Source organism: Stappia sp. ES.058, from assembly GCF_900105595.1.
Classification (GTDB): Bacteria; Pseudomonadota; Alphaproteobacteria; order Rhizobiales; family Stappiaceae; genus Stappia.
The window spans coordinates 1,830,078-1,847,348 of record NZ_LT629784.1 but is presented as its reverse complement, the minus strand read 5'-3'; the positions used below and the strand labels follow the sequence as shown (position 1 = coordinate 1,847,348).

General features: G+C 61.8%; 14 protein-coding genes. 12 read left to right on the top strand and 2 right to left on the bottom strand.

Annotated features, from left to right (window positions below):
- Positions 1-7 precede the first annotated feature (7 nt).
- From nuoL to BLU32_RS08530, 7 genes are all read left to right on the top strand, one after another.
- On the top strand, positions 8-1,969 hold the full coding sequence (gene nuoL, locus BLU32_RS08560) for an NADH-quinone oxidoreductase subunit L (protein WP_093806152.1): 1,962 nt from the start codon (positions 8-10) through the stop codon (positions 1,967-1,969).
- The gene (locus BLU32_RS08555) at positions 1,969-3,480 is read left to right on the top strand and encodes an NADH-quinone oxidoreductase subunit M (RefSeq protein ID WP_093806150.1); all 1,512 of its coding nucleotides are present in this window, start codon (positions 1,969-1,971) and stop codon (positions 3,478-3,480) included. Before nuoL ends, BLU32_RS08555 begins: the two co-directional genes overlap by 1 nt.
- Positions 3,481-3,504: 24 nt before the next feature.
- Entirely contained in the window at positions 3,505-4,959 is a 1,455-nt protein-coding gene (gene nuoN, locus BLU32_RS08550) for an NADH-quinone oxidoreductase subunit NuoN (protein WP_093806148.1), read from the top strand.
- Between the two features lie 59 nt (positions 4,960-5,018).
- Positions 5,019-5,729 carry a biotin--[acetyl-CoA-carboxylase] ligase gene (locus BLU32_RS08545; RefSeq protein WP_197673722.1) on the top strand — a complete coding sequence of 237 codons (711 nt, stop codon included), beginning with the start codon at positions 5,019-5,021 and terminating at the stop codon, positions 5,727-5,729.
- A 52-nt stretch (positions 5,730-5,781) separates the two neighbouring features.
- Positions 5,782-7,449: a ribonuclease J gene (locus BLU32_RS08540; protein ID WP_093806146.1), complete on the top strand. Its 1,668-nt coding sequence runs from the start codon at positions 5,782-5,784 to the stop codon at positions 7,447-7,449.
- A 94-nt stretch (positions 7,450-7,543) separates the two neighbouring features.
- A complete protein-coding gene (gene mce / locus BLU32_RS08535) occupies positions 7,544-7,948 on the top strand; it encodes a methylmalonyl-CoA epimerase (protein WP_093806144.1) in 405 nt (134 codons plus the stop codon).
- A 97-nt stretch (positions 7,949-8,045) separates the two neighbouring features.
- Positions 8,046-8,312: a DUF1467 family protein gene (locus BLU32_RS08530; protein WP_093806142.1), complete on the top strand. Its 267-nt coding sequence runs from the start codon at positions 8,046-8,048 to the stop codon at positions 8,310-8,312.
- Between the two features lie 82 nt (positions 8,313-8,394).
- Here BLU32_RS08530 and BLU32_RS08525 read toward each other — a convergent pair whose 3' ends face one another.
- Complete coding sequence (locus BLU32_RS08525) at positions 8,395-8,724, bottom strand: NIPSNAP family protein (RefSeq protein ID WP_093806140.1); 330 nt, start codon at positions 8,722-8,724, stop codon at positions 8,395-8,397.
- A gap of 378 nt (positions 8,725-9,102) precedes the next feature.
- Between BLU32_RS08525 and BLU32_RS08520 the strand changes: the two genes are divergently transcribed.
- The 5 genes from BLU32_RS08520 (at position 9,103) to BLU32_RS08500 (ending at position 16,185) form a co-directional block, all read left to right on the top strand.
- Positions 9,103-9,765, top strand: a complete 663-nt coding sequence (locus BLU32_RS08520; RefSeq protein ID WP_093806138.1) for a protein-L-isoaspartate O-methyltransferase — start codon at positions 9,103-9,105, stop codon at positions 9,763-9,765.
- Positions 9,766-10,300: 535 nt separating this feature from the next.
- The gene (locus BLU32_RS08515) at positions 10,301-11,674 is read left to right on the top strand and encodes a TolC family outer membrane protein (RefSeq protein WP_244501815.1); all 1,374 of its coding nucleotides are present in this window, start codon (positions 10,301-10,303) and stop codon (positions 11,672-11,674) included.
- A 284-nt stretch (positions 11,675-11,958) separates the two neighbouring features.
- On the top strand, positions 11,959-12,600 hold the full coding sequence (locus tag BLU32_RS08510; RefSeq protein ID WP_208977001.1) for a PopZ family protein: 642 nt from the start codon (positions 11,959-11,961) through the stop codon (positions 12,598-12,600).
- A gap of 172 nt (positions 12,601-12,772) precedes the next feature.
- Complete coding sequence (locus BLU32_RS08505) at positions 12,773-15,625, top strand: valine--tRNA ligase (protein WP_093806134.1); 2,853 nt, start codon at positions 12,773-12,775, stop codon at positions 15,623-15,625.
- A 26-nt stretch (positions 15,626-15,651) separates the two neighbouring features.
- Complete coding sequence (locus tag BLU32_RS08500) at positions 15,652-16,185, top strand: DUF2155 domain-containing protein (RefSeq protein WP_093806132.1); 534 nt, start codon at positions 15,652-15,654, stop codon at positions 16,183-16,185.
- A gap of 33 nt (positions 16,186-16,218) precedes the next feature.
- Here BLU32_RS08500 and BLU32_RS08495 read toward each other — a convergent pair whose 3' ends face one another.
- Positions 16,219-17,259, bottom strand: a complete 1,041-nt coding sequence (locus tag BLU32_RS08495) for a S9 family peptidase (protein WP_093806130.1) — start codon at positions 17,257-17,259, stop codon at positions 16,219-16,221.
- Positions 17,260-17,271: the final 12 nt, after the last annotated feature.

Genomic DNA, 17,271 nt, shown 5'->3' with positions numbered 1-17,271 from the left:
GGCCGCCATGTATCAGGCTATCGTCTTCCTGCCCCTCGTCGGGTTCCTTGTCGCAGGCCTGTTCGGCCGCTCGATCGGTGCAAAAGCCAGCGAGTACATTACGTCCGGACTGTTGATCGTTGCCGCGCTGCTGTCCTGGGTGGCGTTTTTCTCCATCGGCTTCGGCGAGACGCCGGTGGTTCGTGAAACGCTGCTGCGCTGGATGACGTCTGGTACTTTCAGTGTGGATTGGACGATCCGGGTCGACACGCTGACGGCCGTCATGCTGGTGGTCGTCAATTCGGTCTCCGCGCTCGTGCACGTCTATTCCATAGGCTATATGCACAGCGATCCGCACCGGCCGCGTTTCTTCGCCTATTTGTCGCTGTTCACTTTCGCCATGCTGATGCTGGTGACCTCCGACAACCTGCTGCAGATGTTCTTCGGCTGGGAAGGAGTCGGGCTCGCCTCCTATCTGCTGATCGGCTTCTGGTACAAGAAGCCGTCCGCGAACGCCGCAGCGATGAAGGCCTTCGTGGTCAACCGCGTCGGCGATTTCGGGTTCATTCTCGGGATCTTCGGGATCTTCTATCTGTTCAACTCGACCGACTACGACACGATCTTCGCCAACGCGCAGGCGTTCGCGGCTGAGGAGCCAAGAACCGTCCTGACCTTCCTGGGCGCCGAGTTGTCGCAGGGTGCGGCGCTTACGGTCGTCTGTCTGCTGCTCTTCATGGGTGCCATGGGCAAGTCGGCACAGTTCCTGCTGCACACCTGGCTTCCCGATGCGATGGAAGGCCCGACACCGGTTTCCGCCCTCATTCACGCCGCGACCATGGTGACCGCGGGCGTGTTCATGGTGGCACGCCTTTCGCCAATCTTCGAGTTGTCTCATACCGCAATGACGGTGGTGACGCTGTTTGGCGCGACGACGGCGTTTTTTGCCGCCACGGTCGGTCTCGTCCAGAACGATATCAAGCGCGTGATCGCCTATTCGACCTGCTCGCAGTTGGGATACATGTTCGTGGCGCTTGGCGTTGGCGGGTATTCGATCGCGATCTTCCACCTGTTCACGCATGCCTTCTTCAAGGCGCTCCTGTTTCTGGGTGCCGGCTCGGTCATCCACGCCGTGTCGAACGAACAGGACATGCGCAAGATGGGCGGGCTGCGCAAGCATATCCCGCTGACCTACTGGATGATGGTGATCGGCACGCTGGCGCTGACCGGCTTCCCGCTGACCGCCGGGTTCTTCTCCAAGGATGCGGTGATCGAGGCGGCTTTCGTCGGACACAATGCCTTCGCGCAATACGCCTTCTGGCTGACGGTCGCTGCGGCGGCGCTGACGTCCTTCTATTCCTGGCGTCTCGCCTTCATGACGTTCCACGGCAAGCCGCGCGCGTCGGTGGACGTGATGAAGCACGTTCACGAAAGCCCGCTGGTGATGACCGTGCCGCTGATGATCCTTGCAGCCGGCGCGCTGCTGGCAGGGTTCATCTTCAAGGGCGTTTTCATCGGCGACAGTTACGACGCCTTCTGGAAGGGCGCGCTCTTCGTGTCGGAGGAAAATCATATCCTCCATGACATTCATGAGGTTCCGCTGTGGGTCAAGGCATCGCCCTTCGTCATGATGCTGGGCGGGTTCGCCATCGCATGGCTGTTCTATATCCGCTCGCCGGAGATCCCGCGCCAGTTGGCGGAGCGCCATGACGGGCTTTACCGCTTCCTCTTGAACAAGTGGTATTTCGACGAGCTCTATGACGTCATCTTCGTGCGTCCCGCCATGTGGATCGGCCGCCAGCTCTGGAAGAAGGGCGATGGAATGGTCATCGACGGAATGGGACCGGACGGTGTCGCCGCGCGCGTCCAGAACGTCACCACCTGGGTCGTCCGGCTGCAGACCGGATACCTTTATCACTATGCGTTCGCCATGCTGATCGGCGTTGCCGCGCTGATCACCTGGTCCATGTTCTCCGTCGGGGGCGCTCACTGATGAGCAACTGGCCGCTTCTTTCCATTACGACCTTTCTTCCGCTGGTCGGTGTGTTCTTCATCCTTCTGGTTCGTGGCGAGGATGTCGGTGCCAAGGACAACATGCGTCGGGTCGCGCTCATCACGACGGTGTTCACCTTCCTCGTCTCGCTGTTCATCTGGGGTGGCTTTGATCCGCAGAACCCGGGGTTTCAGTTCGAGGAAAGCAGCGACTGGCTGGGCGGCGAAATCGGCTACCGCATGGGCGTCGATGGCATATCGATGCTTTTCGTCATCCTCACCACGTTCCTGATGCCGTTCTGCATTCTTGCGAGCTGGAACAGCGTGCAGATGCGGGTCAAGGAGTACATGATCGCGTTTCTGGTGCTGGAAACGCTGATGATCGGCGTGTTCTGCGCGCTCGATCTCGTCATGTTCTATGTGTTCTTCGAAGCCGGCCTGATCCCGATGTTCCTCATCATCGGCGTGTGGGGTGGCAAACGCAGGGTCTATGCGAGTTACAAGTTCTTCCTCTACACGCTGCTGGGGTCGGTGCTGATGCTGATCGCACTGATGGCGATGTATTGGGACGCGGGCACGACCGATATTCCAACGCTCATGACGCATGGGTTCCCGAGCGGCATGCAAACCTGGCTTTGGCTGGCCTTCTTCGCGTCCTTCGCCGTGAAGATGCCGATGTGGCCGGTCCATACCTGGCTTCCCGACGCGCACGTGGAAGCGCCGACGGCGGGTTCCGTGATCCTTGCTGCAATCCTTCTGAAGATGGGCGGCTATGGCTTCCTGCGGTTCTCGTTGCCGATGTTCCCGCTGGCCAGCGAGACGTTCGCGCCCTTCGTGTTCACGCTGTCCGTCGTCGCCATCGTCTACACGTCGCTGGTGGCGCTCGCGCAGGAAGACATCAAGAAGCTGATCGCCTATTCCTCCGTCGCGCACATGGGCTATGTGACGATGGGCATCTTCACGATGACGGAGCAGGGGGTTCAGGGTGCGCTGTTCCAGATGCTGTCGCACGGCATCGTTTCGGGCGCGCTCTTTCTCTGCGTTGGCGTGATCTACGACCGGATGCACACACGCGACATCTCCGCGTATGGCGGGCTCGTGAACCGGATGCCGTTCTATGCGGTGGCGTTCCTGATTTTCACGATGGCGAATGTCGGCCTGCCGGGCACGAGCGGGTTCGTTGGCGAGTTCCTGACGCTGATGGGGGCTTTCCAGGTCAACACCTGGGTGGCGTTGATCGCGACGACGGGCGTGATCCTGTCGGCGGTCTATGCGCTCTTCCTCTACAAGCGCGTGGTCTTTGGGGCGCTGGACAAGGAGAGCTTGAAGTCGATCATGGACCTCAGCCTGCGCGAGCGCGTGATCATCGTACCGATGATCATCCTGACGATCCTGTTCGGATTTTACCCCGCACCCATTCTCGATGCGACGGCCGCGTCGGTCACTGCGCTGGTGACGAATTATCAGGCGGCGATCGAGGCCGCACATTCCACCGCCATGCTGGCGCATTGACGGGTTGAGGACGAGAGACAAGCCATGACTGCTTACAATCAACTCCCTGACCTTTCGCCTGCACTGCCGGAGCTGTTTCTCGCAGGTGGGGCGCTGGTGCTTCTGATGCTGGGTGTCTTCGGCGGGCGGACGGCGGTTCGCTACGTGACTGCACTTGCGGTGGCACTTCTCGCTGTGGCTGCACTTCCGTTGCTGTTGCCGGCGCAGTTCGGGATCACGACCGGGACGACCTTTCACGGCGCTTTCGTGCTCGACGGGTTCGCGAGTTACCTCAAGATCCTGACGCTCATCGGGTCGGGGTTCGCGATCGCGATGTCCGTCGCCTTTGCGCGCAACGAGAATTTTGAGCACTTCGAATATCCTGTGCTCATCATTCTCGCGACGCTCGGCATGATGCTGATGCTGTCGGCCAACGACATGATTGTCCTTTATCTTGGCCTGGAGCTTCAGTCGCTCGCGCTCTATGTCATTGCCGCTTTCAATCGTGACAGCGTGCGCTCGACGGAAGCCGGGTTGAAGTATTTCGTGCTTGGCTCGGTATCATCCGGCATGCTGCTTTACGGCATGTCGCTGGTTTACGGGTTCACCGGCAATACCGGGTTCCCGGAGATCGCCGCTGCCATTTCCGCGCAGGGCGGATCGTCGCTCGGCCTCGTGTTCGGTCTGGTGTTCATCCTCGCCGGTCTGGCGTTCAAGGTGTCCGCCGTTCCCTTCCATATGTGGACGCCGGATGTCTACGAGGGCGCGCCGACCCCGGTCACGGCATTCTTCGCGGCCGCGCCCAAGATCGCGGCAATGGGCATGCTGACCCGGATCGTGATCGACGCCTTCGAACCGGTCACGCATGACTGGCAGCAGATCATCGTCTTCGTGTCGATTGCTTCCATGGCGCTTGGCGCGTTCGCGGCGATCGGCCAGCACAATATCAAGCGGCTTATGGCCTACTCCTCGATCGGCCATATGGGGTTTGCACTCGTTGGCCTCTCCGCCGGTTCGCAGGCCGGCGTGGAGGGTGTCGTGATCTATATGACCGCCTATCTCGCCATGACGCTCGGAGCTTTCGCCTGCATCCTGTCGATGCGCCGCAAGGAGGGCATGGTCGAGGAGATCTCCGATCTTAGCGGTCTTGCGCGCACCAACCTGCCGATGGCGGTCCTGCTTGGCGTTATCCTGTTCTCACTGGCCGGCATTCCGCCATTCGTCGGCTTCTTTGCGAAGTTCTACGTCTTCCTTGCGGCGGTGGAGGCTGGCCTCTACCCACTCGCGGTGATCGGCGTATTGTCCTCGGTGGTAGGCGCGTATTATTACCTGCGGATCGTCAAGGTGATGTTCTTCGACGAGCCGGCGCGTGCCTTTCTGCCGATGCCGGTGGAATTGAAATTCACCCTGGGTCTGTCGAGTGTCTTCGTGATGTTCTTCGTGGTGTTCGCCGGCTCCATCGTCGAGATGGCGGCGGCTGCCGCCGGGACGCTGTTCTGACTTCGGGGCTGGCGTTCGACCAACGTGTGCATCCGGTGCGGAATGTAGCCGGGTACCGCGTGGGCGGCTTCGAGACGGTTTCCTCGACCAACGCCGTTGCACTCGATTTCGCCCGGAAGGGCGATCCGGGAAACCTCTGGATTGTCGGGCAACGTCAGACCGGGGGGCGGGGCCGTCGCGGTCGTCCGTGGGTGTCGGAGCCGGGCAATCTCTATGCCTCGCTGTTGCTGATCGATCCGGCCGATCCCGTGCGGCTTGCACAGCTTCCCCTGGTTGCGGCACTCGCGCTTGCGGATGCGGTTGACCGGATGTGTGGTACGCATCGGCTGGTGCGGCTGAAGTGGCCAAATGACCTCCTTGTGGATGGTGCGAAAATCTCCGGTATCCTGCTCGAAGCTGCCGTTCTTGCCGATGGTCGCCGGGCGGTGGCCTGCGGTTTCGGCCTGAACCTGTCTCATCATCCGGAGTTGCCTGACTATGCGGCGGCGGACCTTGCAGGCCTGGGCTACCGGGTCACGGCGGAGAGCGGGTTCGCCGCTTTGGCAGAGAGTGTTTCCCTGCAGCTTGATCGTTGGAGAAACGAGCCGTTTTCGGGCATTCTCGCAGATTGGATTTCCCGGGCGACGGGGATCGGCAACCCGATCCGTGTCCGCCTGAGCCAGGATGAACTTCACGGAACCTTCGTCGGTCTCGACGAAGAGGGGCGTCTTTTGTTGCGCGGCGAGGATGGGTCGATGACGACAATCTCCGCCGGCGACGTGTTTTTTTGAACTGCGCGGATATGACTGCGCGCCGCCATTGGCGGTCAGATAGGAGTACAGGATGACGGGCGATCAGGAGCTCGTATTCGTCGCGCTCGGCGGTCTCGGCGAGATCGGCATGAACATGGCGCTTTACGGTTATGGCCCCGCGCACGAGCGGCGTTGGCTGATGGTCGATTGCGGCGTGACATTTGCCGGCCCGGACCTTCCCGGTGTCGACATCGTGGTGCCGGACATCAGCTATATCGAGGACAAGCTCGACCGGCTGGACGGCATTGTGATCACCCATGCCCACGAGGATCACTACGGCGCGTTGATCCACCTCTGGCCGCGCCTGAAGGCGCCGCTCTACATGACGCCGTTCACGGCCGGATTGCTGGCCGCGAAGGTGCAAGGCGAACCGGGGGCGGGCAAGATCCCGGTCAACGTCGTGAAGCAGGGCGACCGGTTCCCCGTCGGGCCGTTCGACGTCGAGATGGTGGCGATGTCGCACTCCATCCCGGAGCCTTGCGCGCTGGCCATCCGCACGCCGGCGGGCATGGTGGTGCATTCCGGGGACTGGAAGATCGACCCGACCCCGGGCATCGGTCTTCCGATTGATGTAGAGCGACTGGCGCAGCTTGGCGAAGAGGGCGTTCGCGCGCTGATCTGCGATTCCACCAATGCGGTGCGCGACGGCGTCAGCCCCAGCGAGATGGATGTCGCTGCAGATCTGACCCGCGTGATCCAGGGGGCAAAGCGGCGTGTTGCCGTCACGACTTTCGCGTCCAATGTCGCGCGCATCCGCTCCATTGCGATCGCGGCGAAGGCGGCGGAACGCGATGTCGTCGTGATGGGGCGGTCGATGCACCGCGCCATCGAGGTCGCGACCGAGCTTGGCTATATGGACGACCTCCCCACGTTCCTGTCGGAAGATGCCTATGGCTATCTACCGCCGGAGCGGGTCGTTCTGCTTCTCACCGGAAGTCAGGGCGAGGAGCGGGCAGCTCTTGCACGGATCGCCGCCGGCGACCATCGCAATGTCGCATTGTCGAAGGGCGATCTGGTGGTGTTTTCCTCACGGACCATCCCCGGAAACGAAAAGGCCGTGAACGCGATCGTCAACAAGCTTGCCGAAGCGCGCGTCGAGATCGTGACGGACCGGGATGCGCTGGTGCATGTCTCGGGCCATCCGCGTCGGGGAGAGCTCACACAGCTCTATGATCTGCTCAAGCCACAGGCGTTGATTCCGGCGCATGGCGAGGCAATGCATCTCAAGGCGCATCACGATCTTGCCAAGGCGCATGGGATCAAGAACACGAAGATCGCGCGCAACGGCGATCTGGTTCGTCTGTCTCCGGGCCGACTTGATATCGTCGATGAGATCCCTGTCGGTATCGAGGTCAAGGACGGGATGATCTTCGGAGATCTTGAGGAGACCGGGGTCCAGGAACGGCGCAAGCTGTCTTTTGCCGGCGCGATTGTCGTGTCTGTCGTCGTCGACGCGCGTGGCGACCTTGTCGGCGAGCCGCAGGCAGCGCTCTTCGGCTTGCCGGAAACCGATGAAGACGGCGACGATATGGAAGACATCGTGATCGACGAGGTCATCCACGCCCTGGAGAGCATTCCGAAAAACCGGCGCAAGAACCTCGACGTCGTGGCCGAATCCGCCCGCCGGGCTGCGCGTGCCGCGGTTCGCGATTGCTGGGGCAAAAAACCCCTGACCCAGGCGCTCGTCGCGCGCGTGTGACGATTTGGGGGCTGGCCGGACGCGGCCAGCTCTTCCACTATGGGATTGTCGTGATTGCGGATGGCGCTTTTGAGGAACTGAGCGGGAGGCTTGAATGATCGGACGGTTGAACCATGTGGCGATTGCAGTGCCGGAACTCGGCCCCGCGGTCGCGATGTATCGCGATACGTTGGGGGCCAGGGTTTCGCAGCCCCAGGCTGAACCCGATCATGGGGTTACCGTGGTTTTCATCGAGCTGCCCAACACGAAGATCGAGTTGCTTGAGCCGCTTGGCGAGGGCTCGCCGATCACCGCGTTTCTGGAGCGCAGCCCGTCTGGCGGGATCCATCATGTCTGCTATGAGGTGGAGGACATCATCGCGGCGCGCGACCGTTTGAAGAAGAGCGGCGCGAGGGTGTTGGGCACCGGAGAGCCGAAAATCGGCGCTCATGGAAAGCCGGTGCTCTTTCTTCATCCGAAAGATTTCAATGGAACGCTCGTCGAACTCGAACAGGTCTAGGGGGGTGCCCGGCATTCCGTGTGACCCGTTGTGCGCAGTGCCTCCCGACGCCGGGATGCCTGACCGCCGATCCCAAAACAACTGGAACCAATAGCCCGTGTCACTTGTCTCCTCCCTTGCCATCTATTTCATCATCTGGTGGATCATTCTCTTCGCCATTCTCCCGATCGGCGTGGTCACGCAGGAGGAAAGCGGCGACGTGACGCCCGGGACGGAAGCAAGCGCTCCGCGCCGGCCCCAATTGCTCAAGAAAGCGCTGCTGACAACGGCCATAGCCGCGGTCGTCTTTGCCGGCTTCTACTGGTTGAAGGTCCATTCCGGACTGACGCTGGACGATCTCCCGTTCAAACCGCCAAGCGGTTGAATTTGTTATAGTACCGGAAAGAAATCTGACCCGAACCTTGTGAAAGCGGCGACAGGAGTGCCCCATCGCCGCTCTTGTGGCTCTACGGGCGCGAAGGGGCGTCGTAGAAACGGGCCGGTTTCATCAGCTTGTTCGATTGGCTTTCCAGCGCGCCGAGTTCCCCGCTGAGACGCAGATACTCAAGCCACTCCGGATCGCCCCACATTGCCGCGCGCCGGGTCTCGCGGTCGCCCGCGTTTTCATAGGCCCAGATATGGATGTATTCGTTGGGGTCACCGGTCTCGGTCAGGAGAAATGCAACCGGTTGCCCGAGATGACGCGTCTGTGGTGTTTTGCCGTGCTTTTCATAAAGCGCCAGATGTGCCGCCAGTGTTCCGGGGCGGCATCTATAAGTGCGAACATCGAGAAGCATTTCCAACTCCGGGACAAAAGCATTGGGTTTGAACGGTTCATGCAAGCAGACCGATCGACCGGGTCGGGACCCGTCGTCAATCGGAAGTGCTTCAGGCGACGCTAGCGCATTTTCGATCAAACCTCAGTCATGAAGATGCTCTATCCCGTGCTCCTTGGTAATATTGCGGATCGGCCCGTTCCGGGACCGCCATGCCAAACATTGAAATCCGGCATATGACATTCCAGATCGCAGCGGCTGACACTCAATACCGATGGAGCCGGGATTGTCGCAGCCATTGCCTCTGTTTGAACGATCCGGCGTCGCATAGCTTGTCAGAGGCTCCGGACCCCGCTAATGAACCGGGACCACTCACTCGCTAGACTGAAGAGGCGCGCAATGGGCGACTTCGAACGGGCTCGCATCCATATGGTCGACAATCAGTTGCGGACCAACGATGTTACGGACCATGGAATCCTCGATGCCATGGGGAAGGTTCCGCGTGAACGTTTCGTGCCAGCGTCCAAACGCTGCATCGCCTACAGCGACAGCGACATCCCGTTGTCCGTGGGAGACACGCAGCGGTATTTGATGAAGCCGCATGTCTTTGCAAAGCTCGTTCAACTGGCCGGTGTCGGAGAGGACGATGTCGTTTTGTGCGTCGGCTGCGCGTCGGGCTACAGCGTCGCGGTTCTTGCGGAACTCGCGGGTTCGGTCGTCGGGCTCGAGGAAGCCTCGGATGCAACAACTGCCGCATCCGGTCTGCTCGTCGATCTTGGGATCGAGAATGCGGCTATCGTTGACGGTGATCTGGTCACCGGAGCGGCGTCTGAAGGTCCTTATGATGTCATCGTGATCGACGGCGCGATTGAAGAGCTTCCGGATGCTTTGACCGCCCAGATGAAGGACGGCGGTCGTCTCGTCGCGGTCGAGGGTCAGGGCGGTGCCGGTGCCGCGCGTCTTTACGTCCGCTCCGGAGATGCGGTGTCGGGGCGCTTTGCGTTCAATGCGTCCGCTCAGGTCCTTCCGGGCTATCAGGCTGCGAACGAATTCGTTTTCTGAGAGTGGAATGATGCGATCTTGTCCGCCCGAAGGGTGGCGGAATTGATTTTGACCGCTTGTCGCGCATTCGTTTCAGAACGGTGCCGGGGCAGGTCACGCCCGACGACACGGGTCGGTGTTCCCGAAATCGACGGATCGGTGATCGGTGTTCGGTGTGTTGCCGCGAGGACGCATCGGTTCGGGAATAGTTGACGGGCAGCATCTGTGCGGTTGTCTCAAGGACCGAGGGCGGTAAAAGTGGGTCCCGTCCGGTTCGGGTTGGCGAGGCCGGTTGCGCAAGGAAGTTAATGCCTTGGCATTCAATTCGATGTCGATCGAGACGCCGGCCAACCGAACGTGACGACGTTGCCCCGGGTATCCTTGCCGGATCTCCAGGAGCAGACGGCTTGCAGGTTAGAATGTCATCAAGACACATGCCTGAACATGAATGAGGCGTTTGCGGACAGTACGTCCGCGTTCAAACAGGACGGCCGATGCGTCGCCAGTCAGATGGTGACACCGGGCGGACTGACAGAAGTCAACAGGGGTGCTCGACGTGAAACGCAGTGGTAACTGGCTTGGTGCGGCCGCTCTTCTCGTGCTTTCGGGAGCGGTACCTGGCATTGGCCATGCCCAGTCAATTGACGAGGCCCTGGCCCAGACCTACGCCAACAATCCGACCATCAACGCGGCGCGTGCAACCTTGCGCTCGGTCGATGAACGGGTGCCGCAGGCGCTTTCGGGGTGGCGGCCGCAGATTTTCGGTCGTTTCGATGTTGGCGGCCAATATTCGGACGCCGTTCCAGGACGCGCCAGCTATCGCAACACGGCGACAGCCGGGCTGTCCATCACACAGAACATCTTTCGCGGGTTCCGAACCGTCAACTCAACGCGTCAGGCCGAGGCCGTCGTCCGATCCGAGCGCGAGAGTTTGCGCGCAACCGAGCAGACAATTCTCCGGCAGGCGGCAACCGCCTACATGGATGTTATCTCCAACACCGCAATCGTCTCGTTGCGCCGCAGCAGTCTCGAATTCCTGTCCGAGCAGGTTCGGGCTGCCAATGATCGCTTCGAGGTGGGTGAGGGCACGCGCACCGACGTGTCTCAGGCACGCGCAAGGTTTTCCGAATCGCAGTCCGACCTCAATCTGGCAATGGCGAATGTGAACACCAGCCGTGCGATCTACCGTCAGCTGGTCGGGGAAGATCCCAAGCGTCTGTCGGCGCGCACCTCGATCTATGGGCGATTGCCAAAGGGGTTGGATGCGGCGTTGGGTGCCGGAGCCGCCAATCATCCCTCGATCCTGTCCGCACAGCATCTTGTGGATGCCGCCGTGTTCGCCGTGAAGACCACGGAAGGGGAATTGCTGCCGACCGTGACGCTGGAAGGCAATGTCCAGCGTCAGTGGAGTCCGCCGACATCGTCGAGAGTGGATACGATCGATTCCGCGAGCATTTTCGGACGGGTGTCGATTCCTCTCTATCAGGGCGGCTCGGTGTCCTCGCGTGTGCGTCAGGCGAAGGAAGATCTCGGACAGACCCGCATCCAGCTTGACGTCGCCCGCGATCAGATCCGCGCATCGATCGTGTCTGCATGGGGACAATACCAGGCGGCCGTGGCGTCGATCGCGGCGGCCCAGGATGCGGTGTCCGCCAATCAGCTGGCGCTCGAGGGTGTCATCGAAGAGCAGCGGGTGGGGCAGCGCACAACCCTTGATGTGCTGAACGCGCAGTTCGAGCTCGTCAACAGCCGGGTCAGTCTCGTGACCGCCCAGCGGAACCGCACCGTTGCCGCCTATGCGCTGCTGGCTTCTGCCGGTGCGTTGACCGCCGACCGGCTCGGACTTGCGGTCGCGCGCTACGATGAAAAGGCGCATTACAAGAAGGTTCGCAACAGCTGGTTCGGGCTAAAGACGCCGGACGGTCGGTGAGACGCGGCTGAAATCGCCGGCCAGCGACTGTCGGCTAAGGAAAGAATCGTGCAATTCGACCGAAAACAGCAACTTCTTGCGCTTGACAAGCGCGACGTGGTGGATTCGTCGTTGCGTTGTGCTTTTCCCTCAGCCTGCGAACGCGTTATATTCTACACGAGTGAGTCGCGCGAAGGCGTGAGGCGTGAGCTTCAGCCATAGTGTCCGGGCAATTGGTCCGGTCGTCGCGGTAGTCGAGTACGGGGATCGGTATGGCCAACGCCAATCAAGCTCAGGAACCCTCCATGGAGGAGATTCTGGCATCTATTCGCCGGATCATCTCCGATGAGGAAACGCCAGCGGCCGGGGCCGGGGCCGGTGAGAGCGTCTCCGAACCGGAAGCTGTCGCGGAGGAGGATGGCTCTTCGGAGATGTCCCAGGACGACCTCGACAAGCTGTTTGATTCCGCCGGCGATGACGAAGTCGAGCTTCCCGAGCCCGAGCCCGAGCCCGAACCCGAGCCCGAGCCCGAACCAGAAGTCGTGGCTGAGGCGGATGACGTTCTTGAACTGACCGAGGATCTTGCCGTGACGGATGCAGACGATGCATTCGACATGGTTGAAGGACTTGCGACCGCCGAAGAGGACATCGGCGATATCGCGTTCATGGAAGAAGAGCAGGTTGCGAAGCCTCAGCCGGAGCCTGCTGCGTCGAGCGCGAGCGAGCGGTTTACCGAGGAGCTCTTGTCACCGACCGCAAATCAGGCCGTAAATACGGCGTTCAACAATCTTGCGGGTACGATTCTCTCCAACAACGCCAGAACCCTTGAGGATCTGGTCAAGGAGATGTTGCGCCCGATGCTCAAGACCTGGCTCGACGAGAATCTTCCCCCGATGGTCGAACGGCTCGTACGCCAGGAAATCGAGCGGGTATCCCGCGGTCGGTAGGAAAGGCGAACGTCCTTTTCATGTTTCTGTCCGCGCCGCCCGTTCCGGGCGGCGCATTTATTTTGCGCTCATGAAACGGCCGCCTTGCTGTCGCCCTCTTCCCGGCGACGGTTGACTTGGCGCCGCGCCTGCGAGTAACCACGCGTTCAGTTTTCAGGATCCGAGAAAAACAATGCTCGACAAGTCATACGATGCCGCAAGTGTCGAACCCCGTATCGCGGGGATTTGGGAAAAGGCCGAAGCGTTCAAGGCCGGCGCGGGGGCAGATCCCGGTGCGGCGTCCTACTCCATCGTGATCCCGCCGCCGAATGTAACCGGTTCGCTGCATATGGGACATGCCCTCAACAACACGTTGCAGGACATTCTCGTGCGTTTCGAGCGCATGCGCGGGCGCGACGTCTTGTGGCAGCCGGGCATGGACCACGCGGGCATTGCGACGCAGATGGTGGTCGAGCGACAGCTTGCCGAGCGCAACGAGCCGGACAGGCGCGCCATGGGCCGCGACAATTTTGTCGAGCGGATCTGGGACTGGAAGGCCGAATCGGGCGGCATGATCCTGAACCAGCTCAAGCGGCTGGGGGCGTCCTGCGACTGGTCGCGCGAGCGCTTCACGATGGACGAGGGCCTGTCGAAGGCCGTTTTGGAGGTGTTCGTCGGTCTGTATCGCGAGGGGCTGATCTACAAGGACAAGCGCCTTGTGAACTGGGACCCGCGGTTCCTGACAGCGATTTCCGACCTTGAGGTCGAGCAGCGCGAGATCCAGGGCAATCTCTGGCACTTTCGCTACCCGCTGGAGGCGGGCGAAAGCTTCCAGGCGCCGATTGCATGGGACGAGGACGGCAAGCCGACCGAATTCGAGACGCGCAGCTACATTACCGTCGCGACGACCCGGCCCGAAACCATGCTCGGCGACACCGCCGTTGCCGTGAACCCGGAGGATCCGCGGTATCGCGACCTGATCGGCAAGCATGTCATCCTGCCGCTGGTCGGTCGCCGCATTCCCATCGTCGCCGACGACTATGCCGATCCGGATGCGGGGTCCGGCGCGGTGAAGATCACGCCGGCGCATGATTTCAACGACTTTGAGGTCGGTCGACGGCATGATCTGCCGATGATTTCGGTTCTCGACCGTGAGGCCCGGGTGAGGTTGCGCGACAATCCGGAGTTTCTGGAGGGCGTTGCCGAGACCGCAGAGCTCGCCGCGACGATGGACGCCTTCGAGGGCGGCGACCGGTTCGACGTGCGCAAGCGCCTGGTCGAGGCGATGGACGAGAAGGGCCTGCTGGACCGGATCGAGCCGCATGCGCATATGGTGCCGCATGGCGATCGCGGCGGCGTTCCGATCGAACCGCTTTTGACCGACCAGTGGTATGTCGATGCCAAGACGCTGTCGAAGCCGGCGATCGCCAGCGTGCGTGAGGGGCGGACCGAGTTCGTGCCGCGCAACTGGGAAAAGACCTATTTCGAGTGGATGGAGAACATCCAGCCGTGGTGCATTTCGCGTCAGCTGTGGTGGGGCCATCGCATTCCCGCCTGGTACGGACCGGACGGCAAGATCTTTGTCGAGCGCCACGAAACGGAAGCCGTCGCGGCCGCCGAAGCGCATTACGGCAAGGGCTGCGAGGTGATCGGCCAGGAAGACGCGCTTGCGCGTTGGGAATCCGAGGGCGCCGATGTGCAACCAATCGCGCTCTACCGCGACGAGGACGTTCTCGACACGTGGTTTTCATCGGCACTGTGGCCGTTCTCGACACTCGGCTGGCCCGACAAGACGCCGGAGCTTGCCAACTACTATCCCACGAGCGTTCTGGTCACCGGCTTCGACATCATCTTCTTCTGGGTCGCCCGGATGATGATGTTCGGCGATCACTACATGACGACAGAACCCTTCAGCACGGTCTACATCCACGCCCTGGTCCGCGACGAGAAGGGCCAGAAGATGTCGAAGTCGAAGGGCAATGTGATCGATCCGCTGGCGTTGATCGACGAATTCGGCGCGGATGCGCTGCGTTTCACGCTGGCGGCCATGGCCGCCCAGGGGCGTGACATCAAGCTGGCGACGAGCCGGGTCGGCGGTTATCGCAATTTCGTCACGAAACTCTGGAATGCAGCCCGCTTCGTGGAGATGAACGGCGGGACGCGGCCGGAAGGGTTCGATCCGGCGGCTGCCAAGGAGATCGTCAACCGCTGGATTGTCACCGAGACGGGGCGCTGCATCGCCGAGGTTACCGAGGCATTGGAGGGCTTCCGCTTCAACGAGGCGGCGGGCGGGGCCTATCGCTTCGTCTGGAACACCTATTGCGACTGGTATCTGGAGTTCGCCAAGCCGATCTTCGCCGAAGGCTCAGAGGCCGCGAGAGCGGAGACACGCGCCACCGCGGCCTGGGTGCTCGACGAGATCCTCAAGATCCTGCATCCGTTCATGCCGTTCATGACGGAGGAGCTTTGGGCACGCACGGTCGAAGCGGACGGTGCCGGCAAGCCCCGTCCGCGCCTTCTGGCGCATACCCGTTGGCCGAGTTCGCTCGGCGGCGACCTCGATGCGGCGGCCGAGATCAACTGGCTCGTCGACCTGATTTCGTCCGTTCGCTCGGTGCGCGCGGAGATGAATGTGCCGGCCGGCGCCAAGATCCCGCTGGTGGTCACCGGCGCAAACGAGGACACCCTGCGTCGGCTGGAAACGCATGAGGCGCTGATCCTGAGGCTGGCACGGGCGGAGACCGTTTCGCTTGCGGAGACCGCGCCGCGCGGTGCTGTCCAGATCGTCAGCCGCGAGGCGATGGTCTGCCTGCCGCTGGCAGACGTGATCGACATCGAGGCGGAAGCCGCGCGTCTTGCCAAGGAAGCTGCGAAGCTGGACGGCGAGATCGCGCGCATCGACAAGAAGCTTGGCAACGAAGGGTTCCTTGCCAAGGCCCCCGAAGCGATCGTCGTGGCCGAAAAGGAAAAGCGCGACGAACTGCTTGAGCGCAAGACGCGGATTGGCGAGGCGCAGGCGCGGATCGCGGAGTTGACGGCTGCGTGAGCCTGTCGTCGTTCGGAGTGAAATGCATGTTGAAACTTGCAGGACGAACCGCCGGTCGTGGCCCCCTTCTGGGGGCCGCTGCCTTGGTTCTTGCGCTGAGTGCACCGGCGTCGGCGGAAAAGATCGAAAACCCCGTCGCCGTCTTCTCCGGCCTCGACAAGATCACCGGACGGATCATCGCCTTTGATGTCTACATCGGAGAAACGGTGCAGTTCGGCGCGCTGCAGGTGACGCCGCGCCAGTGCAACACCCGTCCTCAGACGGAAACACCTCAGACCACAGCCTTCGTCGAGGTGGATGAAATCACGCTCGAAAACGAGGTGCGCCGTATTTTCACCGGCTGGATGTTTGCCGCAAGCCCGGGTCTGCATGCGGTTGAGCACGCCGTTTATGACGTGTGGCTCACCGATTGCAAGCAGGCGTCGACGGTGGCCCCGCCGGCCAACTACAGCGGCCCGCCGATCTCCGAACAGGCGGCTGCGGGCGAGGATCCGCTGGCCGGGACAACGCCGAAGCTGGGACCGAACGAGGTGGTCCCGCGGCTCAAGCCTGAGCCGTAACCGGCCTGTCGGCCCGCGCGACAGGCGGGCCGATCAATTCGTGCGTGCGTGGATCCAGTCGGCGATCGTCTCAATCGCGTTTTTGGCATAGGCGTGCCGGCCAAGGACAACGAATGTTGTCTCGGCCCACCACGGCATGTCCTGCGGCAGCTGGTAGTTGAACAGCCGGTTGCGAAGCAGGCTGTGGGTGGCGTCGGGGAGAACCACAACGCGGTTGGCGGGATGGTTTGGCAGCAGCCAGCGCGCGTAGTCCCGCGCGTTTGCGGTGGCATCGACATTGAGATCGTCTTCTCCCCAAACCGCCAGAAACGATGCCTTGGTGTCCTGCAGGGCTCGTGCGGCATCGGCATCGCGGTTGCGCAGAATGAAGCGCGCGCGCTCGTGGGACACGTCGAAGAGCCTGGCGGCGGAAATCACCCTGGACGCTTCGGGCAGGTCGCTCAGCGCCGTCTCGGCAGCAGTCTGTCGAGCGATCTCGGCTGCAATCTGCTCTTGCGACCACCCGAGACGTTGCAATCGGCGTCGCGTCAGGTAGTCGCCCTGCCGTTGCCAGTTCACCGCGCCGCCGACGAGAACGAAAAAGACATCTTTGCTGCTTGTCGCTGCTATCTTCGGCAAAACCCATCCCGCTTGCGAAAATCCGAGAAAGCCCGTGCGTCCGATCCGTTCGCCGGCCGTTCTTTCGACTGCTTCCCGCGCCGCCCGGGCTTCAGCCGCGCGATCCTGCATCGACTGGTCGCGCCAGTCTCCGGCACTGCCGCCGACCCCCGGCTTGTCCCAGCTGAAGACACCGATACCTGCGTCCAGGAGCGCATTGAAGAGCGGAAGGTACCCGTCGGCGGAATACCGGTCCTGCGGTCCGTCGCCGTGAACGACGACAACGACCGGTGGCGGCGATGAAGCTGAGCCGGGAAGCAGGAGCGTGCCCCTGAGCTGCCCGGTCCGTGCCGTGAATACGACGTCCTCCTTCGTGCGTTCCGACAGGTCGAAATCGGACAGGCCGGTCAGTGCGATGAAGAGGAATGCCGCCAGTGTCGCGGCCGCGAGCATCACGCCAAGTCTCTTGCCGGTCATCAACCGGGTCCC